This window comes from Arthrobacter sp. NQ4 (genome assembly GCF_029077345.1).
Taxonomy (GTDB): Bacteria; Actinomycetota; Actinomycetes; order Actinomycetales; family Micrococcaceae; genus Arthrobacter.
The window spans coordinates 86,250-105,521 of sequence record NZ_JARETC010000001.1 but is presented as its reverse complement, the minus strand read 5'-3'; the positions used below and the strand labels follow the sequence as shown (position 1 = coordinate 105,521).

Here is a 19,272-nt window from a genome sequence, read left to right as displayed (position 1 = left end):
TCCGGATCAGCTCCGGTTCGCGTTGATGACCGAGATAGCTGCCGTGGACGTGTCGTCCGCCGCCTTGGTGTCACCGGCCCGCACCTCCGCGGCCTCAGCACCCGTGGCGGCAGGCTCCGCCGGGATGGGGGCCACGTGGACGGCGGGCTGTGCTTGAACTGCCGCCGGCGCCCGGACATCCGGCGTGGTGTCTGCTACCGGTTCGGCGGGGACCGGGATGACCGTCACAGCGGGACTGACCGCGGAACTGCCATGCAAGGGGGCCGGGACTGCAGCGGACGTTCCGGCCGCCGCCGGTACGGCTGCTGCCGGTCCGGCGGGAGTGCCTTTGGTCGGCAGCGGCTCCACACTGATCGGCTGGCCGCCGAATTCGGCGATGTCGCTGGCAAGGCTCTCGAGCATTCCCTCGGCCTCGCTGACCATGTCCTGGTCGCCGGCCGCGAGGCCCTTGACCAGGTACTGCGCCAAGGCAAACTCGGCTGACAGGGCGGCCCTGCGCAGCAGGTGCTGGTCCGGCACGTCGCGGCGGCTGGACGTGTACGACTTCAGTACGGCATCAATGAAGTCCTGTTCGTTGGAGGCCACCAGCCAGGCGAAATCGTCTGCGGGGTCGCCGATGCGCAGGTCCGTCCAGCCGGTTACCGCAGTCACCCGGCCTGACTCCACCAGCAGGTTGTCCTCGTGCAGGTCGCCGTGGACAACGCAGGGGTTGAACCGCCAGAGGGATACGTCCTCCATGGCATGTTCCCAGCGGCGCAGCAGTGCGGCGGGGATCTTGCCCGTCGTTGCCGCCTGGTCCAGTTCGTTCAGCCTCCGTTGGCGGAACTCATTGGGCGTGTAGCTGGGAAGGTCGGCATTGCTGACCAGCGACCGGGGGAGGTCATGGACCGCGGCCAGCGCGGAACCGATTTCGCGGGCAAGCCCTGACGGTCCCGAGGTCAGCTCTTCCACGCTGCGCGTGCTCCCGGACAGGTGTGAGTAGACGAAGGTGGTCAAGCTTCCAAGCCGGACACTGCCGGCGACCGTTGGCATCAGGAACGGCAGTTCCGCCCGGACAGCGGGAGCGAAGGCGCGCAGCACCAGGAACTCCGTTTCCAGCCGTGCGCTGGCTTCGGCGTGCCGCGGCGACCGGACCCGCCAACGCTTGCCTTCGGAATCGAGGAGCAGGGCCGAGTCGAAGTCCGCGGGGTCGTCCGGCGCAGAGCTAACAGCTGTCGGAGTCAGTCCGGGGACTGCCGCGGTTGCAATCGCCGCCAGTTCAATCGGTTTTCTTCTCACCGTTCCACGGTAGATTGCGCGCCGTCCCAGACGGCGGTCTGGCCGCGGCGAGTCTCCAGATAGCTGGAATTAGGGGGGACCCCGGGGCCGATGGGGCCCGGCCGAAATGTGAAATGTCTGTAGCAGTCAGTACGGTGGAAGCATGAGCCACACGGAGTCCGCTGTAACCGTCCACCAGGCTGTACCGGCGCCGTTGCCGGCGAACCATCTGGTGGACACCCTGCTGCCGGTCAGGCCGGCACTGGTGGACCGCGGATCAGCCGCCCGCATCAGGGCCGGAATGATTGATGACCTGCTGGCCGGGCCGGACGCGCTGGCCGCAGTACTCTCAGGCCGGCAAGGCCTGGTGCGCGGCAGCAACCTGGTCCTGACCGGGGCCAGGGAACTCCTGGCACACCTCAAAGCGGCGGGATCAGCGCCGGAGCTCGTGGTGTACCTCGGATCCGCCCTGCCTGCTTCGGACGTTCCGGCGGGGACCGAGCTGCTGCTGTTCGTCCTGCCTGCACCTCCGGAACCCGGCACCGCCGGTATTCCCGCGGATGCGTCCTGGGCCGGCTTCCGTGACGTCGCAGCAGGCTTGACCGCCACCTCCACAGCCCTGTTCGTGGAAGCCAGCGCCATCGCCAACTGGCATGCAGCCCACACACACTGCCCCCGCTGCGGCACACCGACGGACGTTGAAGCCGGCGGCTGGGTACGCCGTTGCCCGGCCGACAATTCTGAGCACTATCCACGGACCGATCCCGCCATCATCGTCACGGTCGTCGGCCCGGACGGCCGGCTGCTCCTTGGCGGGGGTGGCCCCGTGGACGCCCGGAATTACTCCACCCTGGCCGGGTTTGTTGAGCCGGGGGAGTCTTTGGAGGATGCTGTGGTCCGGGAGATCCAGGAAGAGGTCGGCGTCCGGGTCACTGCCTGCCAGTATCTCGGCTCGCAGTCATGGCCGTTCCCGGCCTCCCTTATGCTTGGATTTACCGCCGTCACCGAGGACGCCCAGGCAACGCCCGACGGCGTGGAGGTCACCAGGGCCCGCTGGTTCAGCCGCGAGGAACTCCAGGAAGCGGTGCTCAGTGGTGAGATCACCATTTCCAGCAGGCTCTCCATTGCCCGCTCCCTCATTGAGCACTGGTACGGCGGCCGGATCCAGGACCGGACCGGCGACTAAGTTATTCCATCCACCAGACTCCAGCACGCGGTAGTCGAGAAACAAAGCAGCAGAAGTGACTACAGAAAATTTTGACGGAGCAGCCTCCCTCGAGGACCGGATCCTTGGGGGGCTGGACGCAGAACAGCGTGAGGTGGCCAGCACGCTGAACGGCCCGTTGTGCGTGCTGGCCGGCGCGGGGACCGGCAAGACCCGTGCCATCACCCACCGCATTGCCTATGGCGTCCACTCGGGCGTTTACAGCCCTCAGCGACTGCTCGCCGTGACCTTCACTGCCCGGGCGGCGGCGGAAATGCGAAGCCGGCTGCGCGACCTCGGTGCCGGAAATGTGCAGGCCCGGACGTTCCACGCCGCGGCCCTGCGCCAGCTGCAGTTCTTTTGGCCGCAGGCCGTGGGCGGCACGCTGCCCAACCTGCTGGACCACAAGGCCCAGATGCTTGCCGAGGCCGCCCGGCGGCTCCGGCTCAGTACGGACCGGGCCTCCATCCGCGACCTTGCGTCTGAGATCGAGTGGGCCAAAGTGTCCATGCTTACCCCCGCCAATTACCTGGAAAACGCGCAGGGGAGGGGCGCTCCCGGCGGGTTCGACCTTACTGCGGTGGCCCGCGTTTTCCAGTCCTATGAGGACGTCAAGACGGACCGCAACGTGATCGACTTCGAGGACGTCCTGCTGATCACGGTGGGCATCCTGCAGGAGGACGAGAAGGTTGCTGCCACGGTCCGGGAACAGTACCGGCACTTCGTCGTGGACGAGTACCAGGACGTTTCCCCGCTGCAGCAGCGGCTCCTGGAGCTGTGGCTCGGCGGCCGTGACGAACTGTGCGTGGTGGGCGACGCCAGCCAGACCATCTACTCCTTCACCGGCGCATCGCCCAGGCACCTGCTGGACTTCAAAACCCGCTATCCGCAGGCCAATGTGGTCAAGCTCGTCCGGGACTACCGTTCCACCCCGCAGGTGGTGAAACTGGCCAATGACCTGCTGGCCGGCCGACGGAGTGGTGGCCCTGCCGCTGACGCCGCCTGGGCAGCTCCCCTTCAGCTTGTGGCGCAGCGCCCCGCCGGCCCGGCGCCCCAGTTCACCGAATGCTCGGATGACGAGGCCGAAGCCGCCACGGTGGCGCAGAAGATCAAGGCACTGCTCGACGCCGGGACTCCCGCCAGCGAGGTAGCCGTCCTTTTCCGCACCAACGGCCAGTCGGAAGCCTACGAACAGGCGCTCGCGGCGGCAGGAATCGGCTACCAGCTCCGGGGCGGCGAACGCTTCTTCGCCCGCAAGGAGGTCCGGGACGCCATCCTCCAGCTGCGCGCAGCCACCCGGGCCGTTTCCGAAACCGATACACCGGAACCCCTGGGCCAGCTGGTCCGGGACATCGTCTCGTCCCTCGGGTACACGGATTCTGCCCCGCACAGCGGGGGAGCCCTGCGTGAGCGGTGGGAGTCGCTCGCGGCGCTGGTGGCGCTCGCCGATGAACTCGTCCAAAACCGTGGTGCCGGGTTTGGCCTGGCCGATTTCGTCAACGAACTCCAGGAACGCTCCCTGGCCCAGCACGCGCCCACCGTCCAAGGCGTGACCCTCGCTTCCCTCCACGCAGCCAAGGGCCTGGAATGGGACGCGGTCTTCCTGGTGGGGCTCAGCGAGGGCCTGATGCCCATTTCCTTCGCGGATTCTCCCGAATCGGTGGATGAGGAACGCCGGCTGCTGTATGTCGGCATCACCCGGGCCCGTGAGCACCTGTCCCTCTCGTGGAGCACCGCCCGGACTCCCGGCGGCCGCGCCAACCGGAAGCCGTCCCGGTTCCTGGACGGGCTGCGGCCTGACTCGGTGGCAAGTTCAAGTGCCCGCGGAAAGGGAACCCCGCCCCGGCGGAAGGCTGCCGCGCCCGCTGTGTGCCGGGTCTGCGGGACCATGCTCGCCACCGGGGCCGAACGCAAGGTGGGCCGCTGCAACGCCTGTCCCCCCACGTACGAGGAACAGACCTTTGACGCCCTGCGAAACTGGCGCCGCGAGGTGGCCCAGTCGGCGGACGTCCCTGCGTTCGTCGTCTTCACCGATGCCACCCTCACCGCCATTGCCGAAGCCAGGCCGGCGTCCCTGGAGGAGCTCGCCGGCCTCGCGGGCGTCGGCCCGTCAAAGCTCGAAAAGTACGGTGAAGACGTCCTCCGGGTCCTGATCGAAAGTTCCGTCCTGTGAGGCGGGGCAGCCCGGCAAGCAGCGGCACGCCGCAGGCAGCATCACTGACCACATCCCACGGTTCTCCGGTTGAGGTGCGGCGTTCTGCCAGGCGGACGCGGACGGTAGCCGCATTCTGGGAGGACGGAACGGCGGTGGTCGCCATTCCGGCGCGTTTCACTGCTGCCCAGGAACGGGAGTGGGTGCAGCGCATGCTGGCGAAGCTGCACAAGCAGGGGGAGCGGCGGGCTGCAGCCGGGCGGCGGCGCCCCGCCACCGATGATGCCCTTGCAGCCCACGCCGCACAGCTGTCGGCACAGTACCTCGGCGGCAGGCCGGCGCCCACGTCCGTCCGCTGGGTCAGCAACCAGAACTCCCGGTGGGGCTCCGCCACGCCGGCCGACGGAACCATCCGGCTGTCGGACAAACTGCGGCCGATGCCCCAATGGGTCATCGACTACGTCCTGTTGCACGAACTGGCCCACCTCCTGGTGGCCTCACACAACGCCGCGTTCTGGAAGCTGCTGGAGGCGTATCCGGAAACCCAGCGGGCCAAAGCATTCCTGGAGGGCGTTTCGTTCGCCACATCCCGGGGGCTGGAGGGGCTGGAGAAGGACGGCGCGGCCGGCAGCGGCGTCGCCGGCCAGCCCATGTCCGGAACACCGATCGGATGCTAAAAACCCCGGTTGGCCAGGAAATCCTGGCCCACCGGGGTCTTTCTTTGGGTCTCTATATGTCAGCCTTTGGGCTGGCCGGTTCCGTCATCGTCGTCCTTGTCCCCGGCATCTTTGGTGTCCGCGGCTCCGCCGTCTTCAGCGGAGGCATCGTCAAACCCGCCACTCAGCAGTTTCTGCAGGGCGTCATCAACTTCGCTGTCGCTGGCCTCGGCGAGCTTGCGGCGTGAGCTGAAACCCTTCGGATCGTCCAGGTCTTCGGCCGTGGGCAGCAGGTCGGGGTGGTGCCAGATGGCGTCCCGGCCCTCGATCCCGCGTTCGTCCTTCAGCGTGGCCCAGAGGGTTGCGGCATCTCGAAGCCTGCGCGGCCGCAGCTCCAGCCCCACCAAGGAGGCGAAGGCATGCTCAGCGGGACCGCCCGTTGCCCGGCGCCGCCGCACGGTTTCCCGGAGCGCCCCGGCCGACGGCAGCACCTTCTCGGTGGCCGCCGCAGTCAGTTCGTCAACCCAGCCCTCCACCAGGGCGAGCGCCGTCTCGAGCTTCTCCAGGGCCTGTTCCTGGGCGGGGGTCCGCTGCGGCATGAACACCCCCTGGGACAATGCCTCCTGGATGCCCTCCGGGTTGCTCGGGTCCAGGTCGCGGGCCAGTTCCTCGATGCGCGAGGTGTCGATGTGGATGCCGCGGGCATAGGCCTCGATCGCACCCAGGAGGTGTCCGCGCAACCAGGGCACCTGCACGAAGAGCCGGGCGTGGGCGGCTTCCCGCACGGCAAGGAACAGCCGGATATCGTTCTCCGGCAGGGACAGGCCCTCGCCGAAGGCGGCAACGTTTGCCGGCAGCAGTGCCATTTCAAGGTCGGCCAGCGGGACGCCGATATCGGTTGAGCTCACCACGTCCTTGGACAGGGCGCCGATGGCCTGGCCCAGCTGCATGCCGAAGATCGCGCCGCCCATGTTCTGCAGCATGGAGGAGGCGCCGCCCATCATGGACTTCATCTCCTCCGGCATCTGCTCAGTCATGGCGGAGGACAGCGCATTGGCGATGCTGTTGGCCACGGGTTCGGTCAGCCGCTTCCAGGTGCCCAGGGTGGCCTCCACCCATTCGGCGCGCGACCAGGCTTTGCCGATGAGGCCGGTGGCGGGCAGGTCAGTGACCGGGTCCAGCCACAGCTCGGCGAGGCGGAGGGCCTCGTCCACCTCGCGCGACTGCTGGGCCGAAACCGACGGGTCGGAGCTGCCGGCGGCAACGCGCCGGGCGTTGTCATGGGCCAGCGTCCAGTTGACCGGGCCCTCGGACGGTGCACTCATCATGGCCTGCACCTGGGAGAACATCTGGGCCAGCAGGTTGGGGTCGTCCGGGAGGCCGGCAGCCTTGGCGAGTTCGGAGGGGTCGAAGTTTTCCATCCCCTTGCCGCCCATCAGGTTCTGCAGCATTTCGGTCAACGGATCCTTGGGGGTGTCGTCGCCGTTGGACGGATTGAGTGGGTTGGAGGTCATGGTCCCGCCGATCGATGGTGTGACTGTTGATCAACCTTCACGGTACCCCGGTGGGGGTCGGCTGTCTGCCGCCCGCCGCCGTCGTTCGCTCTAGGCAAAGCGCCCCGGCGCGCCTCCACCGCGTACTGTTGGTGGGGTGACTACAACCCGTGGCGGACACCCCTCCGAGGACCACGTTCCCGATGTTTCCCCCTTCTCCAGCCCCGGACCCTTTGGGGCCGGCAGTCCGCCGGAAGGCCCGGGCGGAAGCGGCGCGGCAGGCGCGGGCAGCAGCGCCAGGGCGGCCGACGGCGGACGCCCGGGCACGCGGCTTTCCACCATGATGGTTGCCGGGCTGGCGGCGTTGGGGCTGGGGATTGCCGTGGGCACCCTTCCGGTGCCTTACGTGATCGAGTCGCCCGGGCCCACCTACAACACGCTGGGGGAGAGCCAGGGGCATCCGGTGATCAACGTCAGCGGGCACGAGACCTATCCCGCTGCCGGGAGCCTGGACCTGACCACGGTGTACGTCGACGGCGGCCCCACCGGCTCCGTCAGCATCCTGAACGCCTTCTCCGCGTGGCTGGACAACTCCAAGGCCGTCTACCCGGTGGAACTGATCTATCCCACGGGAACCACCAAGGAGGAGGCCCAGGAACAGAGCGCGGTGGCCATGGCCACGTCCCAAGAGAACGCGGTGGCGTCCGCCCTGAACGAACTCAAGATTCCTTTCGGCCAGCAGCTCCAGGCCGCGGGGCTGTCCAAGGACTCGGCATCTGCGGGCAAGATCCAGCAGGGGGACATCCTCAAGTCCATCAACGGCAAGGAAATCAGCTCACTTTCCGTCATCCAGGATGAACTGGCTGCGGGCAAGGGGGCCCCGGCCGCGGTGACGGTGGAACGGGCCGGCCAGCCTGTTGCCCTCGAGGTGACACCCAAGGACAACGGGCAGGGCCGCTTCATTCTCGGCGTCATGCTGAAGTACCTGTTCACTTTCCCCTTCCAGGTGCAGATCTCCCTGGACAAGGTGGGTGGCCCCAGCGCCGGACTCATGTTTTCGCTGGGCATCATCGACACGGTGACGCCGGGCGACCTCACCGGCGGCAAGCACATCGCGGGAACCGGCACCATTTCGCCGGACGGTGCGGTGGGACCCATCGGCGGCATCGGCCAGAAGATGCGGGGTGCGCGCTCGTCCGGCGCGTCCCTCTTCCTGGCGCCCGCCGCCAACTGCGACGAGGTTGCCGGACACATCCCGGACGGCCTCCAGGTAGTCCGCGTTGAGAACCTCGCGGAAGCACGGCACGCGGTGGAACTGGCCGGGAGCGGGCAGGACACATCCGCACTTCCGGCGTGCACGGGCAAATAGGCCGCCTGCGCCATGCATAGACTGGGCCCAAACAGTTTCGACAGGAACTAAGCTTTACCGCCACTCGTGGCACTGATGACGGACGAAACCAGCCGTTTGACCGGTACCGTACGTCGCTCGCACGCTTCGAATGTCTCGACGACCAGCTATGAGGTACCCAGTTTGTCCCGTCCCGCCAGCACCACGTCCACAGGAAGGCCCCCATCGCGACGGGGAGCCCTGACGCCCACCCTCATCGTCGTTGCCCTGGTGGTAGTGGGCTTCATTTTCTTCGCCAACGTCTGGACCGACGTCCTTTGGTACCGGCAGCTGGGCTTCCTCGAGGTCTTCATCACCGAAAACCTTGCCAAGATCGCCACTTTCGCGGCCGGCTTCGCCATCATGTTCGCGGCGGTTTTCTTCTCCATCCGCATTGCCTACAACGCCCGGCCCGTCTATGCCCCGGACTCTGAGGTCCGGGACAACCTCAACCGGTACCAGGCCCAGCTTGAGCCGGTCCGCCGGATTGTCATGATCGGCCTGCCGGTCCTCTTCGGACTCTTCGCGGGCAGCGCAGCCGCGAGCCAGTGGCAGAAAGTCCTGCTGTTCTTCAACCAGGTGGGCTTCGGCCAACCCGATCCGCAGTTCAACATGGACATCAGCTTCTACCTGATGACCCTGCCGTTCCTCGGGTTCGTCACCGGGTTCCTGATCAGCGTGGTGGTGATCGCAGGCATCGCCGGCATCCTCACCCACTACCTGTACGGCAGCATCCGGCTCATGGAGCGCGGCGTGTTCACCAGCCGGGCAGCGCAAATCCACATCGCCGTCACCGGCGCCGCGTTCCTGGTGCTCCTGGGCGTCAACTTCTGGCTGGACCGTTATTCGTCCGTGCAGAGCAACGGCGGCCGCTGGGCCGGTGCGCTCTACACCGATGTCAACGCCGTCATCCCCACCAAGGCCATCCTCGCCGTTGCTGCCGTCCTGGTGGCCATCCTCTTCATCGTTGCTGCCGTCATCGGCCGCTGGCGGCTGCCCGTGATCGGCACAGCCATGCTGATCATCACCTCCATCCTGGCCGGCGGCGTGTACCCGTGGGTCATCCAGCAGTTCCAGGTCCGCCCCTCGGAGCAGACCCTGGAAAGCAAGTACATCCAGCGCAACATCGAAAACACGCGCAAGGCCTACGGCCTGGACGGCATCCAGGAAACCCGCTACGACGCCACCAACACTGCCAACACCGGGGCGCTTGCACCCGACGCGCAGACCACGGCGAACATCCGGCTCCTGGACCCGAACCTGATCTCCGACGCCTTTGCGCAGCTGGAACAGTACCGCCCGTACTACCAGTTCCCCAAGGCCCTCAACGTGGACCGTTATGAGGTGAACGGCAAGATCCAGGACACCGTGATCGCGGTGCGGGAGCTGAACCCCGCGAACGTGGCCACCAACCAGCAGGGCTGGCTGAACCAGCACGTCGTATACACGCACGGCTACGGTGTGGTGGCGGCCAAGGGCAATAAGTTCACCGTCGACGGGAAGCCTGAGTTCCTGCAGTCCGGCATTCCGTCCACCGGCGTCCTGGGTAACGACACCACCTACGAACCGCGGATCTACTTCGGTGAATCCTCGCCTGAATACTCGATCGTGGGTGCGCCGGACGGTGCCACGCCGCGCGAGCAGGACCGCCCCTCCGGCAAGGAAGGGGAAGGGGAAACCCAGTACACCTTCAAGGGCAACGGCGGGCCGAACGTTGGCTCGTTCTTCAACAAGATCCTCTACGCCATCAAGTTCCAGTCCTCGGACCTGCTGCTCTCCGATGGCGTGAACCCCGAGTCGCAAATCCTCTACGACCGCAACCCCCGCGAGCGTGTCCAGAAGGTGGCCCCGTACCTGACTGTTGACGGCGGCGCGTATCCGGCTGTGGTGGACGGCCGCGTCAAGTGGATCGTTGACGGTTACACCACCAGCCAATACTTCCCCTACTCGCAGCAGAAGCAGCTGTCCGATGCCACCGCTGATTCGCAGACCAGTTCCGGCCGCGCCGTGGCCCTGCCGAACAGCACCGTGAATTACATCCGCAACTCCGTCAAGGCGACGGTGGATGCGTATGACGGCTCGGTCACCCTGTATGCCTGGGACGACACCGACCCCGTCCTCAAGGCCTGGCAGAAGGTCTTCCCTTCAACGCTGAAGCCGTATTCGGAGATGTCCGGTGCACTGATGAGCCACGTGCGCTACCCGGAGGACCTGTTCAAGGTCCAGCGCGAGCTGCTGGGGCAGTACCACGTCACCGATCCCACCAGCTTCTACAAGAACAACGACGCCTGGAGCACGCCGGCTGACCCCACCGTGGACACCGACGTAAAGCAGCCGCCGTTCTACATGTCGCTGCAGATGCCGGACCAGCAGAAGCCGGCGTTCCAGCTGACGTCGTCCTTCATCCCGCAGATCGTAAACGGTAATGCGCGCAACGTCCTGTACGGCTTCCTCGCCGCTGATTCGGATGCAGGCAACCAGGCCGGCGTGAAGGCTGACGGGTATGGAAAGCTGCGGCTGCTGCAGATCCCGCCGGAAACCCAGGTGCCCGGTCCGGGGCAGGCGCAAAACAAGTTCAACTCGGACCCCACCGTGTCGCAGGCACTCAACCTGCTGCGGCAGGGCGCGTCCGACGTGCTGAACGGCAACCTGCTCACCCTCCCCGTTGGCGGTGGCATCCTCTATGTCCAGCCGGTCTACCTCAAGTCGACAGGTGAGACGTCATACCCCACGCTGCAGCGCGTGCTGGTGGCCTTCGGCGACAAGGTGGGCTTCGCGCCCACCCTTGATGCAGCCCTCAAGCAGCTCTTCGGTGGGGATTCCGGCGCAGCCGCGGGGGATTCGGCCAACAATGGCCAGACGCCGGCCGGTCCTTCAGCGCCTGCCACTCCCGCAGAGGCGGACGCCAAGGCCCAGCTCAAGGCCGCCCTGGACGAGGCGAACTCCGCCATCCAGGCAGGCCAGACGGCGCTCGCAGCCGGCGACTTCGCTGCCTATGGCGACGCACAGAAGAAGGTTGCGGCCGCGCTGAAGAAGGCGATGGACGCCGAGGCCAAGATTCCGGTCACGGCTCCGGAGGCCAGCCCCGCCCCCGCTGCCTCCGGGTCGCCGTCGTCCTCGCCGTCACCGTCCCCGTCCGCAGGGCAGTAGGACGACGGCGGCACCCGGCACCCGGTCCCCGCAGGGCCGGGTGCCGGGCCGGCGTAACGGACGTCACGCCGCCACGATTTGGCCTGCGGTTCACCTCCCGGTAAAGTAGTTCTTGCGACGCGGGGTGGAGCAGTTCGGTAGCTCGCTGGGCTCATAACCCAGAGGTCACAGGTTCAAATCCTGTCCCCGCAACTGAGGAAAGACCCGGACATTGGAAACAATGTCCGGGTCTTTTGCTTTGTCCGGGTCTTTTGGCTTTCCCGGGTGCTGTGGTTTCACGGTGGGTTCACCCGGTGACGGCCGGTTCGCGGAGAAGTGGTCAGGGCGGCCGCGAAAGTAGGGTAGTGTTGATCAAGCGACGCGGGGTGGAGCAGTTCGGTAGCTCGCTGGGCTCATAACCCAGAGGTCACAGGTTCAAATCCTGTCCCCGCAACTTATGAAGGCCCCGACCGGCAGTTACGCCGGTCGGGGCCTTTCTTTTCCTTGGATGCGCCCAGTTCCTAGTATTCTCTTTCGAAGGGTCCCGCGATCTGCGGGCAGCCCCCCGTCATTCCTGAGAGGTATGTTGTTCGATGGCCACACCCACGAAGAAGCCCGGCTCCGCGACGGGTAAGCGGTCCCGGCTTTACTGGATGGTTCCCGCCGTCCTCGTGGCACTGGTCCTGGTTGTGCTGGTGGCCAGGCTGCTCATTGGGCTGCCGGCCGTGGCGTCCTTTGTCGCCGACTACCCGGGCCGGTCCGAACTTCCGGACAACGCGCCCGTAGGATTCCCCGCCTGGCTGGCCTGGCAGCACTTCCTCAATGCGTTCTTCCTGCTCCTGATCATCCGCACGGGGTGGCAGGTCCGGACCACCACCCGCCCCAGCGGGTACTGGACCAGGAACAACAAAGGCCTGATCCGCACCAGGAACGCGCCCACCAAGATCAGCCTCGAACTGTGGTTCCACCTGACCCTGGATGCCCTCTGGATCCTCAACGGGCTCATCTTCGCGGTCCTGTTATTGGCCACCGGGCAGTGGATGCGCATCGTCCCCACCAGCTGGGACGTCTTCCCCAACGCGCTGTCAGCCGCGCTGCAGTACGCGTCGCTGGACTGGCCCACCGAGGACGGCTGGATCAACTACAACGCCCTGCAGCTGCTGGCATACTTCGTGACCGTCTTCATCGCAGCGCCGCTGTCGTTCATCACGGGCCTGCGGATGTCCGGAGCCTGGCCGAAGAAGGCAGCCGGCCTCAACAAGGCGTTCCCCATTGAATGGGCCCGTGCCGTCCACTTCCCGGTAATGATCTATTTTGTTGCCTTCATCGTGGTCCACGTCTTCCTGGTGCTCGCCACGGGCGCACTGCGGAACCTGAACCACATGTACGGGGTCCGCGACGACGACGGCTGGTTTGGCTTCTGGGTATTCCTCGCCTCCGTGGCGGTCATGGTGGCGGCCTGGTTCCTGGCCCGGCCGGTCTTCCTGAGGCCCATCGCGTCCCTGATGGGCAAGGTCAGCCGCTGACGGAGCGGCGCCACCAGGGCGGCGTCAGGCGTCCTTGAGCTTCTGGTAGGCGTCCAGGGCCCGTTCCCGCGACTCGGGCAGGTCCACGAGCGGCTGGGGGTATCCATCGGTGTCCGCCGCCCACGGTTCGTGGATCTGCTTGCCTTTGAGCTCCCGGAGTTCGGGGATGAACGCCCTCAGGTAGCGGCCGTCGGCGTCGAACTTCTTACTTTGGGTCACCGGGTTGAAGATCCGGTAGTAGGGCGAGGCATCCGCCCCCGAGCCGGCCACCCACTGCCAGTTGGCGGGGTTGTTCGCGGCATCGGCATCCACTAGGGTGTCCCAGAACCATTCCTCCCCGACCCTCCAGTCGGTCAGGAGGTTCTTGACCAGGAATGACGCGGCGGCCATGCGCACCCGGTTGTGCATCCAGCCTGTCTGCCACAGCTGCCGCATTCCGGCGTCCACCAGCGGGTAGCCGGTGTTTCCCTGCTGCCACGCGGCGAGCTCCTGCCGGCTGGGGGAGGCCCACTGGAAGTTGTCGAAGGCGGGCCGGAAGTTCCGGGTCGCCAGGTCGGGGTTGTGGTACAGCAGGTGCCAGTTGAATTCCCGCCAGCCCAGTTCGGCCCGGTAGGTGCCGACGTCGGAAGGAACGTTGCGGGGATGCCGGCGGCGAATCTCGCGCCACACGCGGAACGGGCTCACCTCACCGAAGCGCAAATGTGGTGAGAGCCGGCTGGTGCCCTCGGTTCCAGGCAGGTTCCGGCCTGTGCCGTATTCCTCGATGGGACCGTCAAGGAAGTCCTCAAGCCGCTCCTGGGCCCCTTTTTCGCCGGGCACCCACGTGGCGGCCAGCCCGGCGCTCCAGTCGGGTTTGGAGGGCAGGAGCTGCCAGCTGCTGAGCGTGTCACTGCCGGGCAGGCCCTTCCCGGCAGGCGCGGGACCGGGCAGCGCATCCGGCGCCTCGTAGGGGTCACGGATGTCCTGGGATGCCAGGCACGCGCGCCAGAAGGGCGAATACACCTTGTAGGGTCCGCCCGCCCCGGTCCTCACTGTCCAGGGCTCGAAGAGGAGGTTCGCCTGGTAGCTGGCGGCCTCGATCCCGTTCCCGGCCGCCCAGTCCTTGAGCCCGGCGTCGATTGTCCGTTCGGGTTGCCCGTAACGGCGGTTCCAGAAAAGGTGGCTTGCCTTCGTCCGGATGGCAAGGTCCCTGATGATGTTGCCGGCGGGACCACGCCGGAGTACCAGGCGGGATCCCTTGCTTTCGAGGTCGGCGGACAGTGCGGCCAGGGAGTGGTGCAGCCACCAGCGCGCTGCCCCACCGAGGGGACGCACGCCGTCGGACTCCTCGTCCAGGATGTAAACCACTGTCAGCGGCGCATCCCGGCCGGCGGCCTCTGCGAGGGCAGGGTTGTCGTCCAACCTCAGGTCATCGCGCAGCCAAACCAGGGACGTTCCATCAGAAGAAGTCATGGCACCACGCTACACACAGCGGACGGAGCAATGGCCGGGACCACGGTCCCGGCCATTGCGTCTTCAGCTGGAGGCGGTGCCCCGAACTTTAGAGCTTGTCGAAGTCGGCCTCGTCGACGGTCGATTCGGACGATGCGGGGCTTGCGGCGCCCAGGGCAGGCTTGGAGTTTCCGGCCTTGAGGGCCGCCAGCCGGGCTTCGATCTCCGTCTGCTCGCCCAGGTCCTCCAGCTGGTTGAACTGGGCGTCCAGGCTGGAGGCTGCAAGCTCCTGCTGCCCGCGGACCTTGGCCTCTTCGCGCCGGATCTTTTCCTCGAAGCGGCCCACCTCGCTGGTGGGGTCCATGATGTCGATGCTCTTGATGGCGTCGTGGACCTGTGACTGTGCCGCTGCCGTCTTGGACCGGGCAACAAGCTCGTTGCGCTTGCTGGTCAGCTGGTTGAGCTTGTTCTTCATCTGGTCCAGGCCGGTCTTCAGCTTGTCCACTACCTCGCGCTGGGAGGCGATGCTCGGCTCTGCGCCCTTGGCTTCGCTTTCGGCCGCCATCTGGCGCTGCAGGGCCACCTTTGCCAGGTTGTCGAACTTCTCGGCGTCGGCTACGTCGCCGGCCGCGCGGAACTCGTCAGCCTTGCGGGAGGCGGCAAGTGCCTTGTTGCCCCAGTCGCGGGCGTTGTTGATGTCCTCGTTGTAGTCGTCTTCCAGCATCCGGAGGTTGCCGATGGTCTGCGCCACGGCGGACTCGGCTTCGGCGATGTTGTTGGTGTAGTCGCGGACCATCTGGTCCAGCATCTTCTGCGGATCTTCGGCGTTGTCCAGCAAGGAGTTGATGTTCGCCTTCGCCAGCTGCGCGATCCGGCCGAAAATGGACTGCTTAACCATGGTGTTTGCCTTTCGTCCTGCTCTGTGTTGACCACTGGAACCGGTGCACAGTGGTGTACTGCGTCTGTCCGCCCGCCGGGATCTTCCGGCGTATCCGGCGGAAGTCTCTAGAAACTGCCGGAGTCGCCGCCACCGAAGTCGCCGCCGCCAAAGTCGCCGCCGCCGCCGAAGCCGCCGGAGTCACCACCCCAGCCGCCACCGCCGCCCCAGCCTCCGTGGCCCCCGTTGAGGATGGAGTTGATCAGGATGCCGCCCAGGATGGCACCGCCGAGGCCGCCGCCGCCTCCGCCGCCGAACATGCCGCCGCGGCCGAAGCCTTGGTTTGCGTAGCCGTCAAAGTGGTCCACGTCGGCCTGGGCCAGCTGCGCGGCCTGGGCGGCCAGAGCGTGGGCCTGCTGCGCATAGGTGAGGGCGGTGACGGGATCGGTGCGGGCGATGGACAGGGCGTAGTCGAGGTTCCGCTGGGACTCGGCCAGCCGGGTGCGTGCTTCGGTGCCCACGCCGCCGCGGCGGGCGGTGATGTAGTCGGAGGTGGCGCTGATCTGGGCCTGGGCCGACATGATGGTTTGCTGCAGGGATGCCTGCGCGCGGCGGGCCTGCTCCTGCTGGTCGCGGATGCCGGTCAGGGCCTGGTCCAGGGACTGGTGTGCGGTTTCCACCCGCTGCAGGGTGGCGATGGGGTCGATCCTGCCGCCCTGGATTTCGGTCTTCACCTGTGCCAGTGCAGCCTCCACCGCGGCCACGGGGCCGGCCAGCTCCGCGTGGGTGCCGGACTGGATCATTGCCTTCGCCTGGGCAAGGTCCTGGGACGTGTCCACGACGGCGGCTTCCAGGCCGTTGCGGGCCTCGTCGAGGTTGGTGGCGACCTTGGAAATGGCATCCAGGAGGACGTTGGTCTGGTGCAGGCTTTCCTCGGCCGCACGGACGGCCACGGCAGCCAGGCTGCCTTCGCCCGAACCGAGCTTCTGCTGGGCGGTTTCGGACGCATTCTGCACAAAGGCGAGCCGTTCCTTGGCCTGCACGATGTTGTCCGAAACCTGTGCCAGCGCGCTGTCCGCGTATTTGGACCGCATTTCCTGCAGGGACTGTTCGGCGCTGGAGATCTTGCCGTCGGCCTCGCGGGCTCCGGCGTTGACGGCTGCCAGGGCCTGCGGGGCGTTCTTCTCCAGCTCGCGCAGGGAGTCGAAGTCCGCCTTCTGCTCCTGGAGGGACTCGAGCGCGGCCTCGGAGCGGCGGATGATCTCACCCAGCCAGGTCCGCTGCTGCTCTTCGGTATCCGGGATGTGGTCATCGAGCTGCTGCTGCAGCTTGAAGGACTCCGTCATGTGGGCCTTCGCTTCCGCCAAGGCTTTGGTGAAGTTTCCGACCGCGGAATCACCGTACTGCGCCTGGGCGAAGCCGAGCTCCTGCTCGCTGGACTTGATGGCATCATCCGCTTCGATCAGCAGGGAACCGCTCTTCCGCCGAAGTTCCTCCACGCTGAGGGATGCCAGCGGATCGAGTTCGGCGCCCTGGGGGCCGTAGCTTCCGCTGGAGGCCACCTGGCCGGCGGCCTTCTTCCGGCGGTTGCGGAAGTACAGGTAGGCGCCGCCTCCGGCGACCACCACGCCTGCACCCACCAGGAGGCCGGCTCCGGCGCCATTACCGGAAGAGACGTTGCCGCTGCCGCCGCCGGCGGCGTCGCCCACGGCGGAGGCGGTGTCAATGGCTGCCTGCGCGTAGTCCTTCTTGCCACCTGCGAGGTTGGCCACCACCGCATTCTGGGTGATGTTGGAGCGCTTGGAGTAGATGGCGCTGGCCGAATTGGGGGAGAAGTAGTACTTGCCCTGGTCGGTGGCGATGGCAAGGATGACGTCCGCCTTGCCCATACCCTTGGTCTTGGCCACAGCCTGGCTCCAGGCCGTGGGGTCGGAGGGGTTGTCGAAGGACTTTACCGTGACCACGTAGAGGTTGTACTTGTGGTCCTTCAGCAGCTTCTGGATCGCATCCTGGACCTCACCCTTCCGGCTGCCCAGCACGTTGGCGTTATCAACAATGTTGGTCCCGGAGGGAATGGTTACCGGGTCGTCGGCCCAGGCGGCGCCGGCGGGTACCGCCAGCAGCCCGGCAAGGCCGATCACGGCGAGGATACGTTTGAACTTTGACCGCATGTGCAACCCTTCAGCACGCCTGACACCGATTCGGGACGAATCAGTCGTCGAATCCAGCAGCGCCCCCACGCTTGGTGTGAAGCCGCAGGTCGCTGTGGCAATTCATCTTGATTCTATGGTGCACCCCACAGCCAGTCCATGCGGCCGAATATGCCGCCAGCGAAACGCTCCGGCGGCGCAACAGCCATCGGCCCGGCATTCAGGAAGCTTTCAGCAAACATCCGAGCTTGTTCCAGCGGGACGGGTCATAGTTAATGGCAGACGAGCATGAAAGGAAGTCCCATGACTGAGAATCAAACCCCAGGGCCGGTCCCGGAGGACAACCAGGGGGACAGCCGGAGCCCGTGGCAGCAGCAGGGCCCGCAGCAGCCCGGAGACCGCCCGGCACCTGCTCAGTATGGGAATGGCGGAGCCACCGGCGGAGAGGAGCGTGGCTACAACGCAGGGGACCGGCAGCACAGCCCCGCAGGGCCGCATGAAACCCAGGAATTGCCGGGCGCACCCCGCCCCGTCTACCCCCAGCGGCAGCCTTTCTACGGCCAGTCCGGACATTATGGCCAGCCGCAGGACCAGCACGGCCACCCCATGCCTGGCGGAGGCCAAGGGGCGCCCAATGGAAGTGTCGGCCTCGCGCCTAACCCCAAGGATGCCCCGCGCCGGAAGGCAAGCTTCGGCGTCGGTACCCTGGTGGCAAGCATCCTCGCAGCAGGGCTCGTGGGCGGCGGAGTGGCAACGGTTGGTGCCGGTGAATTGTTTGGCAACACCGGGTCCAGCACCTCGACCGTCGGCAGCAGCAACCAGCCCGGCACTGTCATCGTCAACAACAAGGACGATGTCAACGCCATCACCGCTGCCGCCGTGAAGGCCTCGCCGAGCGTCGTCACCATCAGCGCCACCAGCGGCAGCTCCGGGGGCACCGGTTCCGGCATCGTCCTGGACGACCAGGGGCACATCCTGACCAACACGCACGTGGTGACCCTCGATGGCCAGACTGCCAATGCCACCCTGGAAATCCGCACCAGCGACGGAAAGGTCCTGCCGGCAAAGCTGGTGGGCACCGACCCGCTGTCCGACCTCGCCGTCATCAAGGTTGACGACACGTCAGGACTCACCCCTGCCACGCTCGGTGATTCCTCCAAGCTCAACGTTGGCGACACCGCCATTGCCATCGGTTCCCCGCTCGGCCTGACCGGAACGGTCACGGACGGCATCGTGTCCACCCTCAACCGCACCATCAGCGTGGCATCGTCCGCAGCGCCCAAGGGCGGTGACAACAGCCAGGGCGGTGACCAGGGATTCCAGTTCGCCCCTCCCGGCGGCGGCCAGAGCCAGCAAAGCTCCAGCGAGGGCTCCATCGCCATCAACGTGATCCAGACCGATGCCGCCATCAACCCCGGTAACTCCGGCGGCGCCCTGGTGAACAGCAAGGGCGAGATCATCGGCGTGAACGTGGCCATCGCATCCGCCGGGTCCGGCACGTCAACGTCCCAAAGCGGCAACATCGGCGTTGGGTTCAGCATCCCCATCAACAACGCCAAGCGGGTGGCGCAGGAAATCATCGACAGCGGCAAGGCATCCCACGGGCAGCTCGGCGTCAGCGTCAAGGCCAAGGCCTCTGCGGGCGGGTCCTCCGAATTCTCGGTGGGAGCCGACGTGGCCACCGTTGACCCCAATTCAGCGGCAGGCAAGGCCGGCATCAAGGTTGGCGACGTCATCACGAAGTTCAACGACCTCACCATCGGCGAACCGAACCAGCTGACCGCGGCCGTGCGTGAACAGCCTGCGGGCTCCAAGGTGAAGATCACCGTCCAGCGCGGCGGCAGCGAGCAGACGTTCGACGTCACGCTGGGTGCTGCAGCCAGCTGACGCAGGGCAGCATCAACGCCAGGCACATGACGACGGCGGCGTCCCCACCTGAGGGGGCGCCGCCGTCGCCATGTCCTGGAAAAAGCCTGACACAGGCGTTAACGGAAGAGGGCGCCGGGACGC

12 protein-coding genes and 2 tRNA genes are annotated in these 19,272 nt (G+C 66.5%); 9 read left to right on the top strand and 5 right to left on the bottom strand.

Annotated elements, in window-relative coordinates; genetic code table 11:
• Nucleotides 1–6 precede the first annotated feature (6 nt).
• Nucleotides 7–1,278, bottom strand: coding sequence for a macrolide 2'-phosphotransferase (locus PUN51_RS00440; protein ID WP_275179549.1), 1,272 nt, complete (start codon nucleotides 1,276–1,278; stop codon nucleotides 7–9).
• Nucleotides 1,279–1,420: 142 nt separating this feature from the next.
• On the opposite strand from PUN51_RS00440, the gene nudC reads away from it, so the two are divergent.
• The 3 genes from nudC to PUN51_RS00425 are packed head-to-tail and all read left to right on the top strand — an operon-like array spanning nucleotide 1,421 to nucleotide 5,290.
• The gene (nudC, locus tag PUN51_RS00435; RefSeq protein WP_275179548.1) at nucleotides 1,421–2,443 is read left to right on the top strand and encodes an NAD(+) diphosphatase; all 1,023 of its coding nucleotides are present in this window, start codon (nucleotides 1,421–1,423) and stop codon (nucleotides 2,441–2,443) included.
• 55 nt (nucleotides 2,444–2,498) lie between these two features.
• Nucleotides 2,499–4,634 carry an ATP-dependent DNA helicase UvrD2 gene (locus PUN51_RS00430; protein WP_275179547.1) on the top strand — a complete coding sequence of 712 codons (2,136 nt, stop codon included), beginning with the start codon at nucleotides 2,499–2,501 and terminating at the stop codon, nucleotides 4,632–4,634.
• Entirely contained in the window at nucleotides 4,631–5,290 is a 660-nt protein-coding gene (locus tag PUN51_RS00425; RefSeq protein WP_370871743.1) for a M48 family metallopeptidase, read from the top strand. Before PUN51_RS00430 ends, PUN51_RS00425 begins: the two co-directional genes overlap by 4 nt.
• Nucleotides 5,291–5,349: 59 nt before the next feature.
• Here the strand turns inward: PUN51_RS00425 and PUN51_RS00420 are convergent, their stop codons facing one another.
• Nucleotides 5,350–6,783 (bottom strand): zinc-dependent metalloprotease, encoded by a 1,434-nt coding sequence (locus PUN51_RS00420; protein WP_224026546.1) that lies wholly within the window; start codon nucleotides 6,781–6,783, stop codon nucleotides 5,350–5,352.
• Nucleotides 6,784–6,919: 136 nt separating this feature from the next.
• Here PUN51_RS00420 and PUN51_RS00415 point away from each other — a divergent pair, with 136 nt between their 5' ends.
• The 5 genes from PUN51_RS00415 (at nucleotide 6,920) to PUN51_RS00395 (ending at nucleotide 12,804) form a co-directional block, all read left to right on the top strand.
• Nucleotides 6,920–8,131: a YlbL family protein gene (locus tag PUN51_RS00415; protein WP_374114901.1), complete on the top strand. Its 1,212-nt coding sequence runs from the start codon at nucleotides 6,920–6,922 to the stop codon at nucleotides 8,129–8,131.
• Between the two features lie 162 nt (nucleotides 8,132–8,293).
• The gene (locus tag PUN51_RS00410; protein ID WP_275179546.1) at nucleotides 8,294–11,299 is read left to right on the top strand and encodes a UPF0182 family membrane protein; all 3,006 of its coding nucleotides are present in this window, start codon (nucleotides 8,294–8,296) and stop codon (nucleotides 11,297–11,299) included.
• 118 nt (nucleotides 11,300–11,417) lie between these two features.
• A tRNA-Met gene (locus PUN51_RS00405) sits at nucleotides 11,418–11,491 on the top strand.
• Between the two features lie 167 nt (nucleotides 11,492–11,658).
• Nucleotides 11,659–11,732 (top strand) — tRNA-Met (locus PUN51_RS00400).
• A 139-nt stretch (nucleotides 11,733–11,871) separates the two neighbouring features.
• On the top strand, nucleotides 11,872–12,804 hold the full coding sequence (locus PUN51_RS00395) for a cytochrome b/b6 domain-containing protein (protein ID WP_275179545.1): 933 nt from the start codon (nucleotides 11,872–11,874) through the stop codon (nucleotides 12,802–12,804).
• 24 nt (nucleotides 12,805–12,828) lie between these two features.
• Here PUN51_RS00395 and PUN51_RS00390 read toward each other — a convergent pair whose 3' ends face one another.
• The 3 genes from PUN51_RS00390 to PUN51_RS00380 all read right to left on the bottom strand — a co-directional run bounded on the left by PUN51_RS00390 (nucleotide 12,829) and on the right by PUN51_RS00380 (nucleotide 17,283).
• Nucleotides 12,829–14,256 carry a cryptochrome/photolyase family protein gene (locus PUN51_RS00390; protein ID WP_275179544.1) on the bottom strand — a complete coding sequence of 476 codons (1,428 nt, stop codon included), beginning with the start codon at nucleotides 14,254–14,256 and terminating at the stop codon, nucleotides 12,829–12,831.
• An 88-nt stretch (nucleotides 14,257–14,344) separates the two neighbouring features.
• Nucleotides 14,345–15,133 carry a PspA/IM30 family protein gene (locus tag PUN51_RS00385; protein ID WP_159631531.1) on the bottom strand — a complete coding sequence of 263 codons (789 nt, stop codon included), beginning with the start codon at nucleotides 15,131–15,133 and terminating at the stop codon, nucleotides 14,345–14,347.
• A 107-nt stretch (nucleotides 15,134–15,240) separates the two neighbouring features.
• The gene (locus PUN51_RS00380; protein WP_275179543.1) at nucleotides 15,241–17,283 is read right to left on the bottom strand and encodes a TPM domain-containing protein; all 2,043 of its coding nucleotides are present in this window, start codon (nucleotides 17,281–17,283) and stop codon (nucleotides 15,241–15,243) included.
• A 282-nt stretch (nucleotides 17,284–17,565) separates the two neighbouring features.
• Here PUN51_RS00380 and PUN51_RS00375 point away from each other — a divergent pair, with 282 nt between their 5' ends.
• On the top strand, nucleotides 17,566–19,149 hold the full coding sequence (locus PUN51_RS00375) for a S1C family serine protease (RefSeq protein WP_275179542.1): 1,584 nt from the start codon (nucleotides 17,566–17,568) through the stop codon (nucleotides 19,147–19,149).
• Nucleotides 19,150–19,272: the final 123 nt, after the last annotated feature.

Bases quoted from the DNA above. Each gene is read 5' to 3' on its own strand.
- PUN51_RS00375 (WP_275179542.1), top strand. From the start codon at position 17,566: ATGACTGAGAATCAAACCCCAGGGCCGGTCCCGGAGGACAACCAGGGG.
- PUN51_RS00390 (WP_275179544.1), bottom strand. From the start codon at position 14,256: ATGACTTCTTCTGATGGAACGTCCCTGGTTTGGCTGCGCGATGACCTG.
- PUN51_RS00380 (WP_275179543.1), bottom strand. From the start codon at position 17,283: ATGCGGTCAAAGTTCAAACGTATCCTCGCCGTGATCGGCCTTGCCGGG.
- PUN51_RS00420 (WP_224026546.1), bottom strand. From the start codon at position 6,783: ATGACCTCCAACCCACTCAATCCGTCCAACGGCGACGACACCCCCAAG.
- nudC (WP_275179548.1), top strand. From the start codon at position 1,421: ATGAGCCACACGGAGTCCGCTGTAACCGTCCACCAGGCTGTACCGGCG.
- PUN51_RS00385 (WP_159631531.1), bottom strand. From the start codon at position 15,133: ATGGTTAAGCAGTCCATTTTCGGCCGGATCGCGCAGCTGGCGAAGGCG.
- PUN51_RS00395 (WP_275179545.1), top strand. From the start codon at position 11,872: ATGGCCACACCCACGAAGAAGCCCGGCTCCGCGACGGGTAAGCGGTCC.